Genomic DNA, 17870 nt, shown 5'->3' on the forward strand with positions numbered 1-17870 from the left:
AGCGTCAGCTACCGCGTGTGACCGGCACGGCGGCGTCGCGGCCGTAGGTGCCGTACTTGCCCAGTTCCCACTTGGCAATCGCGTTGCGGTGCACTTCGTCCGGGCCGTCGGCAAAGCGCAGGGTGCGCGCACCGGCGTAGGCATAGGCGAGCGGGAAGTCGTCAGACATGCCGCCACCGCCGTGCACCTGCATGGCCCAGTCGATGACCTGGCAGGCCATGCTGGGGGCCACCACCTTGATCATTGCGATTTCTGTCTTGGCGACCTTGTTGCCGGCCACGTCCATCAGCCAGGCAGCCTTCAGGGTGAGCAGGCGGGCCATGTCGATCTTGCAGCGGGCCTCGGCAATGCGCTCTTGCGTCACCGTCTGCTGCGCCACGGTCTTGCCGAAGGCCACGCGCGAGGACGCGCGCTTGCACATCAGCTCCAAAGCACGCTCGGCCAGGCCGATCAGGCGCATGCAGTGGTGGATGCGTCCGGGGCCCAGGCGGCCTTGGGCGATCTCGAAGCCACGGCCTTCGCCCAGCAGGATGTTGGAGACGGGCACACGCACGTTCTCGAACGTCATCTCTACGTGGCCGTGCGGCGCATCGTCGTAGCCCAGCACGTTCAACGGGCGGATGATCTTGATGCCGGGGGTGTCAGCGGGCACCAGCACCATGCTCTGCTGCGAGTGGCGTGGTGCGTCGGGATCAGTCTTGCCCATGGTGATGAACACGGCGCAGCGCGGGTCGGCAGCGCCGGAGATCCACCACTTGCGGCCGTTGATCACGTACTCGTCGCCCTGGCGCTCGATGCGCGTTTCGATGTTGGTGGCGTCGCTCGATGCCACATCGGGCTCGGTCATGGCGAAGGCCGAGCGGATCTTGCCTTCGAGCAGTGGCTTGAGCCAGCGGGCCTTGTTGGCTTCGTCACCGTAGCGGGCAATGGTTTCCATGTTGCCGGTGTCGGGGGCGGAGCAGTTGAACACCTCGCTGGCCCATGGCACGCGGCCCATGATTTCAGCCAGCGGTGCGTATTCCTGGTTGGTGAGACCCGCACCCGAATAGCCCGAGGCTGCAGCGCTGTCGACGGGCAGGAACAGGTTCCACAACCCGGCGGCCTGGGCCTTGGGCTTGAGGTTTTCGATGGTGTTCAGCGCGCTCCAGCGCTTGCCAGCGGCGGTGTTGGCGGCCAGCTCATCCTTGTAGGCGGACTCGTTCGGATAGATGTGGTCATCCATGAACTGGAGCAGCTTGGCCTGCAGTTCCTTGGTTTTGGGCGAGTAGTCAAAGTCCATGGGTTTCTTCTCCGTTGGTAATCGTGGGGCGGCGCTGAGGTTGCGTCGTGTGTTCAGCCGCGTTGGGCAAACGACCAGGCCAGCTGGGCCATGGGCCGTGCGGTGTCGCCAGAGGCCTTGGCCTGGGCGCTGGAGGCTGTGCCGGCCTCTACCCGCTTGGCAATGCCCTGCAGAATCGCGGCGATGCGGAACATGTTGTAGGCGAGGTAGAAGTTCCAGTCCGCGCGCAAGGCTTCGGGCGTGGCGATGCCGGTGCGCTCGCAGTAGCGGCGGATGTAGGTGTCTTCGTCGGGAATGCCCAGGGCGCCTAGGTCCAGCCCCGCAATGCCACGCCCGAGCGATGCGGGAATGTGCCAGCTCATGCAGTGGTAGCTGAAGTCCGCCAGAGGGTGGCCCAGCGTGGACAGTTCCCAGTCCAGCACGGCAATCACGCGGGGCTCGGTGGGGTGGAACATCAGGTTGTCCAAACGAAAGTCGCCGTGCACGATGGATACGTGGCCCTCATCCCGCGCGCTGGCGGGCATGTTGGCGGGCAACCATTCCATCAGGCGGTCCATCTCTTCGATGGGCTGCGTGATGGAGGCTACGTACTGCTTGCTCCAACGGCCGATCTGGCGGTCAAAGTAGTTGCCAGGCTTGCCGTAGTTGGCCAGGCCACGGTCCGCAAACTTGACGGTGTGCAGCGCTGCGATCACCCGGTTCATCTCGTTGTAGATGTCACCGCGTTCAGCAGGCGTCATGCCCGGCAGGGATTGGTCCCACAGCACGCGGCCCTGCATGCACTCCATCACGTAGAAGGCACGCCCGATCACCGACTCGTCCTCGCACAGCACAAACATGCGCGGCACGGGTACGTCGGTGCCGTACAGGCCGCTCATCACCGCAAACTCGCGCTCGATGGCATGGGCCGACGGCAGCAGCTTGGCCACGGGCCCGGGCTTGGCGCGCATGACATAGCTGGTGCTGGGCGTGATGAGCTTGTAGGTGGGGTTGGACTGCCCGCCCTTGAACATCTCCACTGTCAGCGGGCCAGCAAAGCCCTCCATGTTCTTGGAGAGCCATGCGGTCAGCGCTTCGATGTCAAAAGCATGCTGATCGGAAACAGGGCGGGTGCCGACGAAATGGTCAAAGTTGCTCATGGAGGCGGATGAAAGGTCGTGCAGTCAGTGATGGGGTTGGTGGCTCAGTTGTCGGCTTCTGCGATGCGCATGAGGGCTTCGCGGTCACGCACCACCAGGCCGCCCGGCTCGATGCGGATCGCGTCTTCGCGTTCCATGGCCTTGAGCTCCTGGTTCACGCGTTGGCGTGACGCGCCCAGCAGTTGGGCCAGTTCTTCCTGCGCCAGTTGCAGGCTGATGCGCATCTCGCTGCCGTCCGACAGGCTGGGTACCCCATAGCTGCGCACCAGGTGCACCAGCTGTTTGGCCAGGCGTGAGCGCAGGGGCAACGTGTTGAGGTCTTCCACCAGACCGAACAGCTGGCGAATGCGACGCGCATGCAGGCGCAGCATGGCCTCGTACAGCTCGGTGTGTACGGCCAGGATCTTGCGGAAGTCGGCCTTGGCAACGCACAGGATCGTGGTGTCGCCATGCGCGTAGGCGTCGTGCGTGCGCCGGTCCCCGTCGAAGATCGCCACGTCGCCAAACCAGATGCCCGGCTCCACATACGTCAGCGTGATCTGCTTGCCAGAGATGGAGGTGGAGCTCACCCGCACCGCACCCCGTGCGCAAGCAATCCACTCCTCGGGTGGATCCCCGCGTGCGGCAATCAGGCCGCCGTCCTTGAAGCGTTTGACGTAAGCACATCGGAGGATGTCGTGGCGTAGCGAAGGTGAGAGTGATGAAAACCAGCGACCGGAGTTGATCGCTTCACGTTCTTCGATAGTAAGAATCGGGTCGTCCATGGCCTGTCTTTTGGGTGACTAGAAACAGGCCCATTGTCGCGTCAGGGACCTGTGCAATGCGTCAGGGTTGTCACCTGCGTGTCTGCGCGTAAGCGCGCGTTGGCGAGTCAATGCGAGATCACAAACACGTTATGGGGCAATAAAAAACCCCCGGTGCTGGGTGGCAGCGTGCCGGGGGTTGATGTGCCTGTGACGGTGGATATGCCGAGGCGTTTGAGGCGCAGCGCTACTCGTAGCGGGGCACGCGCTTTTCCAGGAACGCAGAGATGCCTGCGCCGCCATTGGCGTGGTGCAGGTTCTTCACGAAGTGGTCGCGCTCCTGGCCCAGGTGGTGCGTGAGCTGGGCCTGCGGGGCTTCGTTCAGCAGTTCCTTGATGCTGGCCAGCGCATTCGGAGCACGGGCGTTGAGCTGCTCGGCCAGCGCGAGGGCTGTATCGAGTGCGCTGCCTGCTTCGGCAACGCGGTTGACCAGGCCCATTGCATGCAGGCGCTCTGCGCCGATGCGGTCGCCACACATGAGGATTTCGCTGGCCAGCTGGCGCGGCAGCGCCTGGGCCAGGCTCCAGCTGGCGCCGCCATCGGGCGACAGGGCCACATTGCTGTAAGCCATCACAAACACGGCATTGCGCGCCGCCACGATGAAGTCGCAGGCCAACGCCAGCGAAAACCCGGCCCCGGCCGCAGCACCTTCCACGGCCGCAATTACCGGCTTGGGATAGGTGCGGATGGTCTCGATCCAGTTGTGCAGGCCTTCGATGCTCTGCGCCTGCACCTCGGGCGGCTGTTGCCGGTTGGCCAGCAGCCGCTGCAGGTTGCCGCCCGAGCAGAACATGCCGTCCGACCCGGTGATGACCACGCTGCGGATGTCGGGGCTGCTTTCGGCCACACCTAGCGCTTCCACGCCGGCGGCGTACATCACCGGGTCGATGGCGTTGCGCCGCTCGGGGTTGCGGAGGGTCAGGATCAGGGTCTGCCCCTGGCTGGTGCTCTGGAGTTCTGCGGGCATGGCGGTCTTGGGTGAGGTGGCCGTGGTGCTGGGCGATCAGGCTTCTTCGACATGGCTCAGGCTCAGGCCGATGGCCCCGCGCCGGCGCAGCCAGGGGCTGGGGCGGTAGCGCGTGTCACCGTACACGGTCTGCATGTTGAACAGCACCTCCAGGATGTTGGTGGGGCCCCAGCGGTCGCCCATGGCCAGCGGGCCCAGCGGGTAGCCCAGGCCCAGGGTCACGGCGGTCTCCAGGTCCTTGGGGGTGCAGATGCCTTGCTGGCAGATGTCGCTGGCGATGTTGACGATGGTGGCCACCACGCGCTGCGTGACAAAACCGCCGCTGTCACGGATCACGCTGACGGCTTTGCCATCGCGCGCCAACAGCGCATGCGCCGCGTTGCGGATGTCGACGCGCGTGGCGGGGTTGGTGGCCAGCACGCGGCGCTTGGTGGCGGCGTCATCGATCAGCATGTCGATGCCGATGGTGCGGGCCGGGTCCAGTCGCTCCACCACCGCCACGGTGGTCACGTCAAAGCCCAGCGGGGCCACCAGCGTGATGGCCTGGGGGGAGGGCGATTGACCGGTTTCGATGGTGGCACCCAGGTCCTTGAGCAATTGGTACAGCTCGGCCCGGCGCGCAGCGCGCGGGGACACCCACACCGGGGGAATGTCGTCGACGACGGGGACGGGTGCCTCGGCGGGCACCTGGGCCACACCCTCCACGTAGCGGTAGAAGCCTTCGCCCACCTTCTTGCCTACCACGCCCCCTGCCAGGCGCTGGGCCGTGATCACGCTGGGGCGGAAACGGGGTTCGTCGTAATACTGGCGGTAGATCGATTCCATGACCGGATGCGACACGTCCAGCGCCGTCAGGTCCATCAACTCGAAGGGCCCGAGCTTGAAGCCGACCTGGTCGCGCAGGATGCGGTCGATGGTGGCGAAGTCGGCCACACCTTCGCCCACGATGCGCAGGGCCTCCGTGCCAAAGCCGCGCCCGGCGTGGTTCACGATAAAGCCCGGGGTGTCTTGTGCCTGCACCGGGGTGTGGCCCATGGCCTTGGCATAGGCGGCCAGCGCCGTGCAGATGGAAGGATCGGTCTTGAGGCCCGCAATGACCTCCACCACCTTCATCAGCGGAACGGGGTTGAAGAAGTGGAACCCCGCTAGGCGTTCCGGGCGCTTGAGGGATGCGCCAATCGCCGTCACGGACAGGGAGGATGTGTTGGTCGCCAGCACCGCATCGGCGCGCACCACCCCCTCCAGTTCAACGAAGAGGGCCTGTTTGGCATCCAGCCGCTCCACGATGGCCTCCACCACCAGGTCGCAGGCCGCCAGGTCCGCCACCGTTGTGACGGGGTGCAGCCGTGCAGTCAGCGCGGTGGCTTGGTCAGCCTCGATCCGGCCCTTGGCGACCAGCTTGTTCCATTGTTCCTGCAAGGCGGCCCGGGCGGCGTCGGCGGCCCCGGGGTTGGCGTCCAGCAGAAAAACCTGGCTGCCAGCCTGGGCAGCAATTTGTGCGATGCCCCGGCCCATGGCGCCGGTGCCCACGATGGCGATGTTGGGAAACTGAATTTTCATAGCGGCATTATGGCTCTGGCCTTATCTGGGACTTATGTGCAAGAATCCTTCGGACCGAAAAACAGAATTGATTGTGAAAATCCGTAACACCATTTTTGGACCGGGATTGTGGGCGCTTGCAGCCGGTGCTTCGGCGCTGTCCCTGGGCAATGGTAGTGGTACGGTGGTGTTGGGCTCCCCGGTCGATCTCTCGTTCGAGTTGCAGCCCGACCCTGGCACCGATGTCGCGTCGTCCTGCGTCACGGCCAAGCTGGTGGCAGGCGACAACGCCATCAGCGACAGCAAGGTGCGCGTGATCCCATTGCCCGAGGTGCGTGGGCGTCCGTCGGGCGTTCGCGTGTTGGCCTCGGTATCGCTGGATGAGCCTGTGCTGACCGTCACCCTGTCTGCAGGTTGCAATGGCAAGACCACGCGCAGCTACACCTTCCTTTCGGACCTGCCGACCACCGTGACCCGATCTGCCTCCGCGTCGCCGGTGGATGTGACGCGGCTTCCCTCCGCCGCCACCCGCACAGGCGCGGAGTCACAGAATTCTCCTGCCGTGGGTGGTGGCAGTTCCGCCGCATCTTCAGCAGCAACCAGCATGGCCCAGGCCACCCGGCCCAGCGACAAGGCGGCGGCACCGGCAAGGGCTGTGCGTCCGCAGTCTGCGGACCGCAGCGCGCCAGGGGCTGCAACCGCCCCACGGCCTTCAGCGCGCGTAGGCGCGGCGGCTCCCGGCAAATCAGCGGTAGGGGCTGCACCGGCCGCGCGTTCCCGTCTGGTGGTGGAGCCACTGGACACCTGGCTGGACAGCCCGGTGGCACTGCGCTCCACCGGGCAACTGCCCACCGCGCCGTCCGAGGAGATGTCGGCCCTGCGGGCCCAGGCCGCTGCTTTGTGGAAGTCGCTGAACACCGCGCCCGAAGATCTGCAAAAGGACAGCGAACGGCTCAAGGCCCTGGAAACAGACGCAGCCGCGCTGCGTGCACAGGCCGCCAAGGACCGCGCCACGGCCGGTCAGTTGCAGCAGCAGCTGGAGCTGATGGAGCAGGAGCGGTTCCCTGCAACGGTGGTGTATGCCCTGGGAGGCCTCTTGGCCCTGGCACTGTTGGGTGTGGCATGGATGTGGTCGCGGATGCGCAGTGCGTCGGACAAGGCGGTGCGGTCGTGGCGCGATTCGGTGGCCCTGGGCGCGCGCGCTGAGGCCACATCGGCCCATAACGAGGCGCTGGGTCTGACGCCCCATCCTGGCGATACCTGGCTGCCGTCAGAAACCCAGCCTCACGCCGTCGTAGTCGGCCTTGAGTCCGGTGCAAGCCCCTTGGGTAAAGCCGCCCCGGTGGCGGTGGAGCCACGCTTTGTGGCAACCAGCCCTGCGGCCAGTGCGCCCGCCCAGTTGCAGGCCAAGGCTGCTGCCCCATCCCCAGCGCCCTCCGTGGCAGCCCACATCGTCAACCCTGAAGAGCTGTTTGACATTCAGCAGCAGGCCGAATTCTTTGTCTCGGTGGGCGAGCACCAACAGGCCATCGAGGTGCTGAAGCACCACATTGCCGAGCACCGCGAGACCTCGCCGCTGGCTTACCTGGAGCTATTGAGGCTGTACCACACCCTCAGCCGTGTGGACGAGTTTGCGCAGTTGCGTACCCAGTTCATGCAGTTCTTCAACGCACAGGTGCCGGAGTTTGCGGGCTTTCACCGCACAGGCCGCATGCTGTACCACTACACCGACGCGCTGGCCGAGATCGAGGCCGAGTGGACAACGCCTGCGGTTCTGGGCTTGCTGGAGAAATTCCTGTTCCGTCGTTCGGGCGCCGAAGCGGTGGAGCCGTTTGATCTGGCAGCCTATGATGATCTGCTGCTGCTTTTGGCGGTGGCGCAAACCACGCCTGCCAGTGCACGGGGTGCGCCGCCGCCCCGCAAGCGGACGACTCCGCTGGCACCTCCCCGGTCCGAAACGCTGGTCGCTCCAGCAGGTCCTGCCCCCGCTGCGGCGGCGCTGCACGACGACTTGCCGCTCGATTCGCTGGCCGCCAGTCTGGAGTTCGAATTTGCGATGAAGGCCCAGCAGGAGCCGGCACCTGCGCCCGCTCCGGTTGCGCCCTCCAGGCCCTCAGCGTCTGTGGGCGAGGACTCGCGGGGCATTCCACTGGATCTGGATCTGTCGGACCCTCCCCACCTCACGCTGAGCGATCTGCCCCCGGTGCCCGTGACGGCGCCGCCACCCGCAGGCCAGCCGGTTGGCTTTGGCATGGAGAACGATCTCATGGAGCTCCGCCTTGAGCTGGAGCAGATGAAAAAGCCTGACCGCAAGTAACCAGTCGCTGGCCTATCGACCGCCCCAGCCACGGCCACGCGGTGCGGTAGCTGCCCCAGAAGACCCGCGATAGCCGCTCCGGCCGCTATCGCTGCCCGACCATCACCGCATCAGAGCCATCAGCGCCGCAGCCGACGCTTCAGGGTCCGGTGCATTGACCAAAGCCCGGACCACCGCCACGGAACCCACGCCAGTGGCCAGCACCGTGGGGAACTGCTCGGCGCTGATCCCGCCAATCGCCACTTGCGGGTAGTGCCGCATCAGCCGCGCATACACCCCCAGCCTGCCCACACCCTGAGGTGCGGTGGCCATTTTTTTGAGGGTCGTAGGGAACACGGCACCCATCGCGATATAGCTGGGCCCCACGGCGTCGGCACGCACCATTTCGGCATACCCATGGGTGCTCACGCCCAAGCGCAGGCCGGAGCGGTGGAGCGTCTGCAACTCGTCGGCAGTGAGTGCGTCCAGGTCTTCCTGGCCCAGATGGATGCCGTAGGCGCCTGCATCGATCGCATCCCGCCAGTGGTCGTTGATGAACAACAGCGCGCCCGTGCCTTGCACGGCCTCGACGGCGGCCTGGACTTCGGCCCGGATGGCGCGGTCGTCTTCCGATTTGAAGCGCAACTGCACCGTGGGCACCCCGGCGCGTGCCATGCGGCCCACCCACTGGGCGTCAGGCAGCACGGCATACAGGCCCAGGCGGTCGGGGCACGCGGCAAACTGCTGGGCGCGCGGAAGGCGCTGCAGGCCAAAGTCCTGGGGTTCGTCGGGCCACTGCTCGGGCTGTGCGCTGCCGGTGCGCAGCGCGCGCGCCTGCCAGGCGCGGGCCAGGCATTCGGCGTCGTGGGCAATGAAACCCAGCTGGCTGCAAGCCTGCAGCGCGGCCAGGTACACAGGGTCCTGCGACGTGGGTGTGGGCACGGGCTCAGGCGCAAACCCTGCAAAGGTGGCCGCGTGGTGGCTCAGGATGGCGTTCGCCAGGGCAGTGGTGTCATGCATGGGCGTGGTGCCAGAAAGGGGTGCCCAGCACGGGGGTGCTGGGCTGGGCGGCATCTTGGGCGGCCATGGCACCGGCCAAGCGGGCTGCGCGCCCGGCGCTCACGGCATCGGCAAACGCACCGGCCATGGCCACCGGGTCTTGGGCCAGGGCCACGGCGGTGTTCAGCAGCACGCCGTCGTAGCCCCATTCCATGACTTGGCAGGCGTGCGAAGGCAGGCCCAGCCCGGCATCGACCAGCATGGGCACATTCAGGCGCTCGCGCAGTGTCTGCAGCGCGTAGGGGTTGACCGGGCCGCGCCCGGTGCCGATGGGGGCGGCCCAGGGCATTACGGCCTGGCAGCCCACGTCCACCAGGCGCTGACACAGCACCAGGTCTTCGGTGCAGTAGGGCAGCACCTGAAAGCCTTCTTTGATGAGATGCTCGGCCACGCCCACCAGGTTCAGCGTGTCGGGCTGCAGGGTGTAGTCGTCGCCGATCAGCTCCAGCTTGATCCACGGGGTGTTGAATACCTCGCGCGCCATCTGTGCGGTGGTGATGGCCTCTTGCGCGCTGTGGCAGCCGGCGGTGTTGGGCAGCACGGGCACGTTGAGTTTGCGCAGCAGCTCCCAGAAGCTGCTGCCGCTCTCGGCCGGGTTGCTACCCTGGCGGCGGAGCGAGGCGGTGACCATGGCGGGCCGGGCGCGCAGCACGGCGGCTTCGAGCACGGCGGGCGAGGGGTAGCGCGAGGTGCCCAGCAGCAGGCGGCTAGCGAACGTCTGGCCGTACAGCACCAGCGGGTCTTGGGGCGTCGGAGTGGTCATTGGATTACTATGGTTTTGATAGCTGTTGGCGCATGTTTTGTATGCGCTAGCAGCCATTTTGATTGAGTTTTTACTACCTCAGCCGCCAGTGACCGGCGAGATGATCTCCACGCGGTCGCCAGGCTGCAGGGCATGGGCGGCGTAGCGGGTGTTGGGCACAAAGGTGGTGTTCACGGCCACGGCAAACGGGGGGCGCGCTTCGATGGCGGCCACGGCATCGGCCACGGTGGCGCCTTCGGGCAGTTCGTGCGGGACTTGGTTGATCGAGATGTTCATGCAAATGCGGGGGCGGCAACGCCGGTCGGTGCGGGGGCGGTGGGCTCCAGTTCCAGCCGGAGGTCAAAACGTTTGGACAGGGTCGATTGTCCCGTGTTCAGCACCTCCAGGGTCACGTCCAGCATGGCGGGCGAGATCATGAAGCCGTGGCGGTACAGGCCGTTGATCTCCAGCACGCCCGGGCGGGTCTGGCGGATGGCGGGCAGGTTGTCGGGCAGCGTGGGGCGGCACTGCGTGGCCAGCTCCAGAATCCGCCCTTCGCCGAAGCCGGGGTGCACGGCGTAGGCGGCGCTCAGCAGCTCCAGGGTAGAGCGCACGCTCGCCGGAGAGCGGTCGTCGGACTCGATCTCGGTCGCGCCGATGACGAACAAGTGGTCTTCCTTGGGTGCGATGTAAATGGGGTAGCGGGGGTGCACCAGCCGGGTGGGGCGCTGCAGCGTCACGTCGGGCGCGTGGATGCGCGCCACTTCACCGCGCACGCCCCGCAGCGCGCTCCACTGGCCCTTGGCGCCCAGGCCCCGGCAGTCCAGCACCCGGTCGGGCTGGCCGTGGGCGCCGGGCGTGAAGGCGTCGGGCGACTGGGGCGTGTGCCAGTGCGCCCGCACTCCGAGGCGCTCCATTTCCACCAACAGGGCGGCCAGCAACTGGCGGTTGTCCAGCTGGCCCTCGCCGGGCAGGTACAGGCCCTGGTTGAAGCGGTGCGCAAGGGCGGGCTCCACCTGTTCCAGGGCGCCGCTGTCGAGCTTTTGCAGGGGGGGCAGCTCGGGCAGGCTGCGCTGGTTGTTTTCAAGCTGGCGGGTGAAGCGCTGGGCTTCGGCCACGTCTTGGCGGTGCCACACGATCAGCGTGCCGGCCTGCTGAAAAAACACGGGTTCTGACAGGGCTGCCAGCAGCTCGGGCCAGCGGGTCAGCGCGTGATGGCCCATGCGGACCACGCCGGGTTCGGTGATCGCGGACTCTGCCAACGGGGCCAGCATGGCCGCAGCCACCGTGGCGGCCGAGTTCTCGGCGGCGGGGCCGCCCGCGTCATAGATATCCACGCGGTGCCCCTGGCGCGCCAGCTCCACGGCCAGCAGACGGCCCATCAGGCCTGCGCCCAGGATGGCAAAGGAAGAAGGTTGAAGTGACATAGATCCGTCAGTGTGTCCGTGGTGTGGCAAGCGGCCATGGACAAAACGGGGTCACCGTTGATGGAAACTCCCCACGCCAGCATGACCTGGATCGGGTAGCGGGGCTCCTGCTGCGGTCGCAGTGCACAGGGTTCTGTACAGGCCCCAGGGTATTTCTCAGTCGCACGCCCAAGAACAGCATCTTGATGGCAGGACACCCCTGTTTCGTCCGGAAAATGAATTACAGCACATCCCCCATGTGCCCCGTTTTGACGTGGCGCATAGGCCATAATTTTTGCCATGATTTCACCGACGACCTCCTTGCCCTCGACGGGCCACCGCTACGCACGCGTGCTGTCCATCGCAGGGTCCGACAGCGGCGGGGGCGCAGGCATCCAGGCCGACCTCAAGACCTTCAGTGCGCTGGGCTGCTACGGCATGACGGCCATCACCGCCATCACGGCCCAGAACACCTGCGGGGTGACGGGCATCCACGGCATTCCGCCCGAGATGCTCAAGGCCCAGATCGATGCGGTGGTGCAGGACATTGGCGTGGACGCCGTCAAGATCGGCATGCTGCACTCGCCCGACGTGGTGCATGTGGTGGCAGACGCCATTCGGACCTACCAGCTGCCGCACGTGGTGCTGGACCCGGTGATGGTGGCCACCAGTGGCGACCGGCTGATTGCGCAGGAGACGGTGGCCGTGCTGGTCCGAGAGCTGTTTCCGCTGGCCGAGGTGGTCACGCCCAACCTGGACGAGGCCGGATGGTTGCTGGGGCGTCGCATCGAAGGCGTGGAGGCGCTGGAGCTGGCCGCGCAAGACCTGCTGCGGCTGGGCGCCCGCGCGGCATTGCTCAAAGGCGGGCACTTGCCGGGCGACTGGGTGGTGGATGTGCTGGCCGTACAGGGTGGAGAACACGAATCAGGACACGGCCACCGGTTGCAGTCACAACGCATTGCCACCCACAACGGGCATGGCACGGGCTGTACCCTGTCGTCTGCGATTGCAGCCCACCTGGCGCTGGGCCTACCGCTGGAGCAGGCCGTGGAGCGGGCACGGGCTTATATCCTGGGGGCCATTGCTGCCGGAGCGAATGTGACCACCGGCCGGGGCCACGGCCCCCTCAACCACGGCTACGCGCCGGTGGCACAGCGGGTGTTTCAGGCGCTTTAGAGCGGTTTTTTAAGTGTTTTGAGGCGCAAGCGCTAGTCAATCATGTGCCGATTGCTCCTCTTTTGATAGTGCTTTGGCGGCGACTCAGCGTGCCTTGGGCCGTGTCGCCCAGGCCAGCACAAAGCTGAACGCCAGCGCGGGCAGCGCAGAGCCCGCATCAGGCAGCACCCTGGGCGCCAGGTGGTACACCGCGATGCCGGCCAGCCAAATGGCTACGGGCGCTGCATTCACCTTGCGCGCCGCCGCCAGCAGGGCGGGCGCATCGGTGCCAAAGGCCAGACGCCCGAGGATCACGCCAAACAGCGGCACGAACACCGAGCTGAGCAGCAGCAGAAACGGTTCCAGGCTGTGCATGGGCAGCACCAGCGCCAGCCCGGTGCACAGCGCGGCCACCAGCAGGCCCCAGGCGCGCACACCCCAGCGCGGCAGCAGGCTATGGGCCGACACGGCGCCTGAATACGCGTCGCCATAGGCGTTGTCCACCTCGTCGATCAGGATCAGCGACAGCGCAATCAGCCCGCCCTGGGCCAGCAGCAGCGCCTGCACCAGGTCTTGGCTGGGCAAGGTCAATGCCACCAGCACACCCAGGCTGTAGCACCAGATGTTGGCCAGCGCATAGCCCAGCCACGTGCCGCGCAGTGCGGAGCCACCGTTCTTGCCATGGCGGGCGTAGTCGGCCACCAGTGGCAGCCACGAGATGGGCATCGCAAGCACCAGGTCCAGCGCGGGCAGCACGCCCATGCCGCCGTCGCCCTTGCGCGTCCACAGCGCCTCAAAGCCTTGCGTTTGCGCCAGCGACAGGAACTGCCACGACAGCCACAGCAGCGACAACACCACCAGCGGCAGCGCGATGCGCGCAATCAGCTTGCGCACCAGCTGCACCATCGATCCGCTGATCAGCAGCATCACCACGCCGCCCCACAGCAGCGTGGCCAGCACGGGCCAGTGGGCGCCCGCCATGGCGCCCGACTGCTGGCCAATCGCCACGGTGGCGTCACGCATCACCACCAGCTCGAACGTGCCCCAGCCCACCAGCTGCACGATGTTCAGGATGATGGGCAGGCTGGCAAAGGTGCGGCCATACACCGCGTGCATCAGCCCGGCACTGGCCAGGCCGCTGTCGCAGCCCAGCTTGGCCACCCAGCCCAGCAGGCCCGCGCCCACGATGGAACCGGCCACGATGGCGATCAGGGCCTCTTTGGTACCCAGCGCGGGCATCAGGTACGCCCCGACCTGCATGACGAGCAGGCCAACACCCAGGCTGAACCAGAGCGAGGCGTGGTCATGCCACTGGAAGACGCGGCGGTCGGGGGAGACGGGGGCCAGCGCTTCGTTGGTGGCGTGCGTGGCAGGCGATGAGGACATGGAATGGCTCCGTAAGCAGATACAGAGCAGGGGCGGCCCGCCGGTGCGCCCGGATGTGTTCAGGGCCGTGCTTTGGCGGACTTGCTTCCCTGCGCGAGGATGATCTCAATCAGGTTCAAAGGGACTCTCTCAGTCGAAGCGGGCGGGCCCACATCGACACCCCTAGCGGTAGCGCTTGCTAAAGCAGCGCGCTGCGGATTGTAGTGGTGTGCGGCCGTCGCGCGCCCAGTCAGGCAGCGGTGGCCGGGGCCACACCCAGCAACTGGTGCAGGCGCGGGCTGGTGGTGGTGTATTGCAGGGCCACCTTGTCGCCCTTGAGCGCCTCGGCCGCGCCAAAGGCAGCCAGCGTGGCCTCGTGGAAGCCGCACAGAATCAACTTGCGCTTGCCGGGGTAGGTGTTGATGTCGCCCACGGCGTAGATCCCGGGCACGCTGGTGCGGAAGGCCTCGGTGTCCACCACCAGCTGTTTGCGGTCCATGGCGATGCCCCAGTCGGCGATGGGGCCGAGGCGGGGGGAGATGCCAAGCACGGGAACCAGCAGGTCGAGTGCCAGGGCACGGGTGCTGCCGTCGGGGTCCACCAGCTGCAGTGCGGTGAGGCGGTCGCCTGCGGTGTCAATGCCGGTGATCTGCGCGGCCTCGACGTGGATGCGGCCTGCGTCGCGCAATTGCTGCAGGCGTTGCAGTAAGGCGTCAGGCGCCTGGAAAACGTCGCGGCGGTGCAGCAGGCTCACGCGGGCGGCTTGACCTTGTTCGGCCAGTTCCACCGCGCGGGCCACCGCGGGCTCGTCGCCGCCGTGCACGACCACGTGGCGACCGGTCACATCCACTGTCGCGGGCAGGCTCTGGTAGTGGACCTGGGTACCGACGAACCGCTCGATGCCGTCCACCTTGAGGGTGCGCGGCACAAAAGCGCCCACGCCGGCGGCAATGAACACGCTGCGGGCCAGCAGTTGTGCGCCTTGCGAGGTTTCGACCAGCAGGCGCCCGTCCGCTTGTACGGTGAGGGCGGACACCAGCGTGTTCAGGTGCCACTGGGTCTTGAACGGCGCGGTCTGCTGAAGCAGCAGACCAGCCAGCTCGCGCCCGGTGCACACCGGGATGCCCGGGATGTCGTAGATGGGTTTGTCGCCGTACAGCTCGACGCACTGGCCCCCTGCATGGGGCAGGGCGTCGATCAAGTGGGCGGTGATGCCTTGCAGGCCCAGCTGGAAGACCTGGAACAGGCCTACGGGACCTGCGCCGATGACAACGGCGTCGGTCTCGACCACGGTGGGCGCTTGCAAAGTCTCGGTCACCAGTGGCGCGCGCGGCGGGTTACTTGATCAGTTCGTTGACCTTGCCCGGCTTGCCGTTCCACTCGTCAGCGTCGGGCAGTGCAGGCTTGCGCTTGGTGATGCTCTTCCAGCCGTCGGCAAAGGCCAGGTCGGCGTTGAGCTTGATGAAGGCGATCTGGTCGGCCGGCAGGTCTTCTTCGGCAAAGATGGCGTTGGCCGGGCACTCGGGGATGCAGACGGCGCAGTCGATGCATTCGTCAGGGTCGATGACGAGCATGTTCGGGCCTTCGCGGAAGCAGTCCACGGGGCACACGTCCACACAATCGGTGTACTTGCACTTGATGCAGTTTTCGGAAACGACGTGGGTCATGACAGGAGTTGTGTGGGTCGGTGAAAACCCTCGATTTTAAAAGCTTTCACCGACCTTTGGTTGCAGGGTCCCTCACCCCGATGGGGTGACTGGGGCTTGGGGCGCTGATCTGGATCAGTTGACGAGCACGGCGCCAGCGGTTTTGTGGCTGGCGGTGTCCACCAGAATCAGCGAGCCCAGCACGCGGGCCTGGCTGAATGCTGCGGCGGGAATCGCCTCCTGCAGCAGCAGGTCTACATGGCCGATGGCATTGGGATCGAGCTGTGTGGCGGCTTCTTCGGCCAGCGTGTTGATGTTGAGCTTGTGCACCACGGCCTTGACCTTGGCCTTGACCCAGCGGTGGCCATGCAGCGCCCAGTACACGCGGCCTGCGACCAGGGGCTCGTCGTCCATCCAGGCGACCGTAGTGTGCAGCTCGCGGCTGGCGGGCCAGGCCGGGGTGGCGGCGGGTGTGTCGCCAAAGTCGTCGTCGGCAGCCGGCGTTGCAGCAGCCGGGGGCGCGGCCAGGATCCAGTCGCCGCGCGATACGTCCACCTCGCGGTCCAGGATGATGCCGGCGCTGGTGCCTGCGGGCACGTCCTTGGGGCGGCGGGCGTGGTCCAGCACCTGGGCCACGGTGGCCAGCTGGCCGCTGGGGAAGATCTGTACGGCGGTGCCGGGCGCAAAGCGGCCTGCGGCCACGCGGCCCCAGAACACGCGGCGGCCCTGGCTGGTGTCCGACGAGGACGAGAACTTCTCGACCCACTGCACGGGGAAGGCCGGTGCCAGCGCTGTGTCGGCTGGGGTGTTGGGCAACTCTTCCAGCACTTGCAGCAGCGTGGGGCCGGTGTAGCCGCACCAGCCGGCATGGGCATCGACCACGTTCCAGCCCTTGAGGGCGGACACTGGCACCGTGGCACGCACGGTAATGCCGGCGGCCTTCGCAAAGGCATCCAGGGCGCCTTGGATGTGCTTCCAGGCCAGCGCGGGGTCTTCTACCGCGTCGAGCTTGTTCACGGCAAACACCAGCGAATGCACGCGCAGCAGGTGCACCAGCAGGCTGTGGCGGCGGGTCTGCGGCAGCAGGGCCAGGCCGGGGTTCTTCCAGTCAAGCTTGGTGGCATCGACCAGCACCACGGCGGCGTCGGCGCTGGATGCGGCCGTCACCATGTTGCGGGTGTACTGCTCGTGGCCGGGCGCGTCGCCGATGATGAACTTGCGCTCTTCGGTGGCGAAGTAGCGGTAGGCCACGTCGATGGTGATACCTTGCTCGCGCTCCGCGCTGAGGCCGTCGGTCAACAGGGCCAGGTCGGTCTCGCCCTGGCGCTGTACGCCGGCCAGGTGGTCTTGCAGCACGGCCTTGCTGTCCACCAGCAGGCGGCCAATCAGCGTGCTCTTGCCGTCATCGACGGAACCACAAGTGATGAACTTGAGGGCGGAGATATGGTCGTTTTGGCTGGTAGCGCTAGTGTTATTTGCGCTGGCAGCTATTGAATTGATAGCGGTCATCAGAAATACCCGTCCTTCTTGCGCTTCTCCATCGAAGCATCCGATGTCTTGTCGTCCATGCGCGTGGCGCCGCGCTCGCTCACGTCGGCGGCCAGGGTCTCGATGACGATCTCGGCCGGGGTGGCGGCGGTGCTCTCCACCGGTGCGGTGCAGGTGATATCGCCCACGGTGCGAAAGCGCACGTCGCGCGTTTCCACCACGTCGCCATCGCGCGCGGGGGTCAGCTCGGTCACGGGCATCAGCAGGCCCTTCTTGTCCACCACCTGGCGCTTGTGCGTGTAGTAGATGCTGGGCAGGCCGATCTGCTCGCGGTCGATGTACTGCCACACATCCAGCTCGGTCCAGTTGCTGATGGGGAACACGCGGAAGTGCTCCCCGGGCTGCAGGCGGGTGTTGAACAGCGTCCACAGCTCGGGGCGCTGGGCCTTGGGCTGCCATTGGCCGAAGCTGTCGCGGTGGCTGAAGATGCGTTCCTTGGCGCGGGCCTTTTCTTCATCGCGGCGGGCGCCGCCGATGAGGGCGTCAAAGCGGAACTCTTCGATCGCTTCGAGCAGCGTGACGGACTGGTGCACGTTGCGGCTCTCGCCCGGGTGGGCCAGGCGCACGGTGCCGCGCGCCATCGAATCCTCCACGCTGCGCACGATGAGTTCGGCGCCCAGCTCCTTCGCGCGGAAGTCGCGGAAGTCGGTCACTTCGGGGAAGTTGTGGCCCGTGTCGATCATCAAGAGCGGGTAGGGAATGCGGCCCGCACCAAACGCCTTTTCAGCGCACTTGAGCATGACCAGCGAATCCTTGCCGCCCGAGAACAGCAGGGCGGGGCGCTCGAAGGCGGCGGCGACTTCGCGCAGGATGAAGATGGTTTCTTCTTCCAGGGCGTCGAGGTGCGAGTTATTGAGGTGGTAGCTCATGTTGTTGGTCTTTTTCTCAAGCAGCGCTGAGTCGGTGCGGGCGTTCATGGAGGTGTC

16 protein-coding genes and 1 riboswitch are annotated in these 17870 nt (G+C 66.4%); of the genes, 2 read left to right on the forward strand and 14 right to left on the reverse strand.

Going from position 1 to position 17870, the window contains the following annotated elements; genetic code table 11:
• Positions 1–4: 4 nt before the first annotated feature.
• The 5 genes from C380_RS10065 to C380_RS10085 all read right to left on the reverse strand — a co-directional run bounded on the left by C380_RS10065 (position 5) and on the right by C380_RS10085 (position 5748).
• On the reverse strand, positions 5–1279 hold the full coding sequence (locus tag C380_RS10065; RefSeq protein WP_015013745.1) for an acyl-CoA dehydrogenase family protein: 1275 nt from the start codon (positions 1277–1279) through the stop codon (positions 5–7).
• Positions 1280–1332: 53 nt separating this feature from the next.
• Positions 1333–2418, reverse strand: coding sequence for a phosphotransferase (locus tag C380_RS10070; protein WP_015013746.1), 1086 nt, complete (start codon positions 2416–2418; stop codon positions 1333–1335).
• A 44-nt stretch (positions 2419–2462) separates the two neighbouring features.
• The gene (locus C380_RS10075) at positions 2463–3182 is read right to left on the reverse strand and encodes a Crp/Fnr family transcriptional regulator (protein WP_015013747.1); all 720 of its coding nucleotides are present in this window, start codon (positions 3180–3182) and stop codon (positions 2463–2465) included.
• Between the two features lie 226 nt (positions 3183–3408).
• Entirely contained in the window at positions 3409–4188 is a 780-nt protein-coding gene (locus tag C380_RS10080) for an oxepin-CoA hydrolase, alternative type (protein WP_015013748.1), read from the reverse strand.
• A gap of 36 nt (positions 4189–4224) precedes the next feature.
• Positions 4225–5748 (reverse strand): 3-hydroxyacyl-CoA dehydrogenase, encoded by a 1524-nt coding sequence (locus tag C380_RS10085; protein ID WP_015013749.1) that lies wholly within the window; start codon positions 5746–5748, stop codon positions 4225–4227.
• A gap of 106 nt (positions 5749–5854) precedes the next feature.
• Between C380_RS10085 and C380_RS10090 the strand changes: the two genes are divergently transcribed.
• Entirely contained in the window at positions 5855–8044 is a 2190-nt protein-coding gene (locus C380_RS10090; protein ID WP_015013750.1) for a hypothetical protein, read from the forward strand.
• A gap of 102 nt (positions 8045–8146) precedes the next feature.
• On the opposite strand, the gene C380_RS10095 is transcribed toward C380_RS10090, so the two are convergent.
• The 4 genes from C380_RS10095 to thiO form a co-directional block, all read right to left on the reverse strand.
• A complete protein-coding gene (locus C380_RS10095; RefSeq protein ID WP_015013751.1) occupies positions 8147–9043 on the reverse strand; it encodes a thiamine phosphate synthase in 897 nt (298 codons plus the stop codon).
• A complete protein-coding gene (locus C380_RS10100; protein ID WP_015013752.1) occupies positions 9036–9845 on the reverse strand; it encodes a thiazole synthase in 810 nt (269 codons plus the stop codon). The genes C380_RS10095 and C380_RS10100 overlap by 8 nt, the downstream gene beginning before the upstream one ends.
• 78 nt (positions 9846–9923) lie before the next feature.
• Positions 9924–10121: a sulfur carrier protein ThiS gene (gene thiS, locus C380_RS10105; RefSeq protein WP_015013753.1), complete on the reverse strand. Its 198-nt coding sequence runs from the start codon at positions 10119–10121 to the stop codon at positions 9924–9926.
• The gene (gene thiO, locus C380_RS10110; RefSeq protein ID WP_015013754.1) at positions 10118–11251 is read right to left on the reverse strand and encodes a glycine oxidase ThiO; all 1134 of its coding nucleotides are present in this window, start codon (positions 11249–11251) and stop codon (positions 10118–10120) included. The genes thiS and thiO overlap by 4 nt, the downstream gene beginning before the upstream one ends.
• 279 nt (positions 11252–11530) lie before the next feature.
• Here thiO and thiD point away from each other — a divergent pair, with 279 nt between their 5' ends.
• Positions 11531–12406, forward strand: a complete 876-nt coding sequence (thiD, locus tag C380_RS10115; RefSeq protein WP_043565327.1) for a bifunctional hydroxymethylpyrimidine kinase/phosphomethylpyrimidine kinase — start codon at positions 11531–11533, stop codon at positions 12404–12406.
• Between the two features lie 84 nt (positions 12407–12490).
• Here thiD and C380_RS10120 read toward each other — a convergent pair whose 3' ends face one another.
• The 5 genes from C380_RS10120 to cysD form a co-directional block, all read right to left on the reverse strand.
• On the reverse strand, positions 12491–13771 hold the full coding sequence (locus C380_RS10120; protein WP_015013756.1) for a cytosine permease: 1281 nt from the start codon (positions 13769–13771) through the stop codon (positions 12491–12493).
• A 69-nt stretch (positions 13772–13840) separates the two neighbouring features.
• Positions 13841–13945, reverse strand: a riboswitch (TPP riboswitch).
• Positions 13946–14000: 55 nt separating this feature from the next.
• Positions 14001–15041 (reverse strand): NAD(P)/FAD-dependent oxidoreductase, encoded by a 1041-nt coding sequence (locus tag C380_RS10125; protein WP_015013757.1) that lies wholly within the window; start codon positions 15039–15041, stop codon positions 14001–14003.
• 46 nt (positions 15042–15087) lie between these two features.
• Entirely contained in the window at positions 15088–15417 is a 330-nt protein-coding gene (gene fdxA, locus C380_RS10130; protein ID WP_008904181.1) for a ferredoxin FdxA, read from the reverse strand.
• Positions 15418–15531: 114 nt separating this feature from the next.
• Complete coding sequence (locus C380_RS10135; protein WP_015013758.1) at positions 15532–16905, reverse strand: sulfate adenylyltransferase subunit 1; 1374 nt, start codon at positions 16903–16905, stop codon at positions 15532–15534.
• Positions 16905–17861, reverse strand: coding sequence for a sulfate adenylyltransferase subunit CysD (gene cysD / locus C380_RS10140; protein ID WP_015013759.1), 957 nt, complete (start codon positions 17859–17861; stop codon positions 16905–16907). The genes C380_RS10135 and cysD overlap by 1 nt, the downstream gene beginning before the upstream one ends.
• Positions 17862–17870: the final 9 nt, after the last annotated feature.

The organism is Acidovorax sp. KKS102 (assembly GCF_000302535.1).
In the GTDB taxonomy this organism is placed as follows: domain Bacteria; phylum Pseudomonadota; class Gammaproteobacteria; order Burkholderiales; family Burkholderiaceae_C; genus Acidovorax.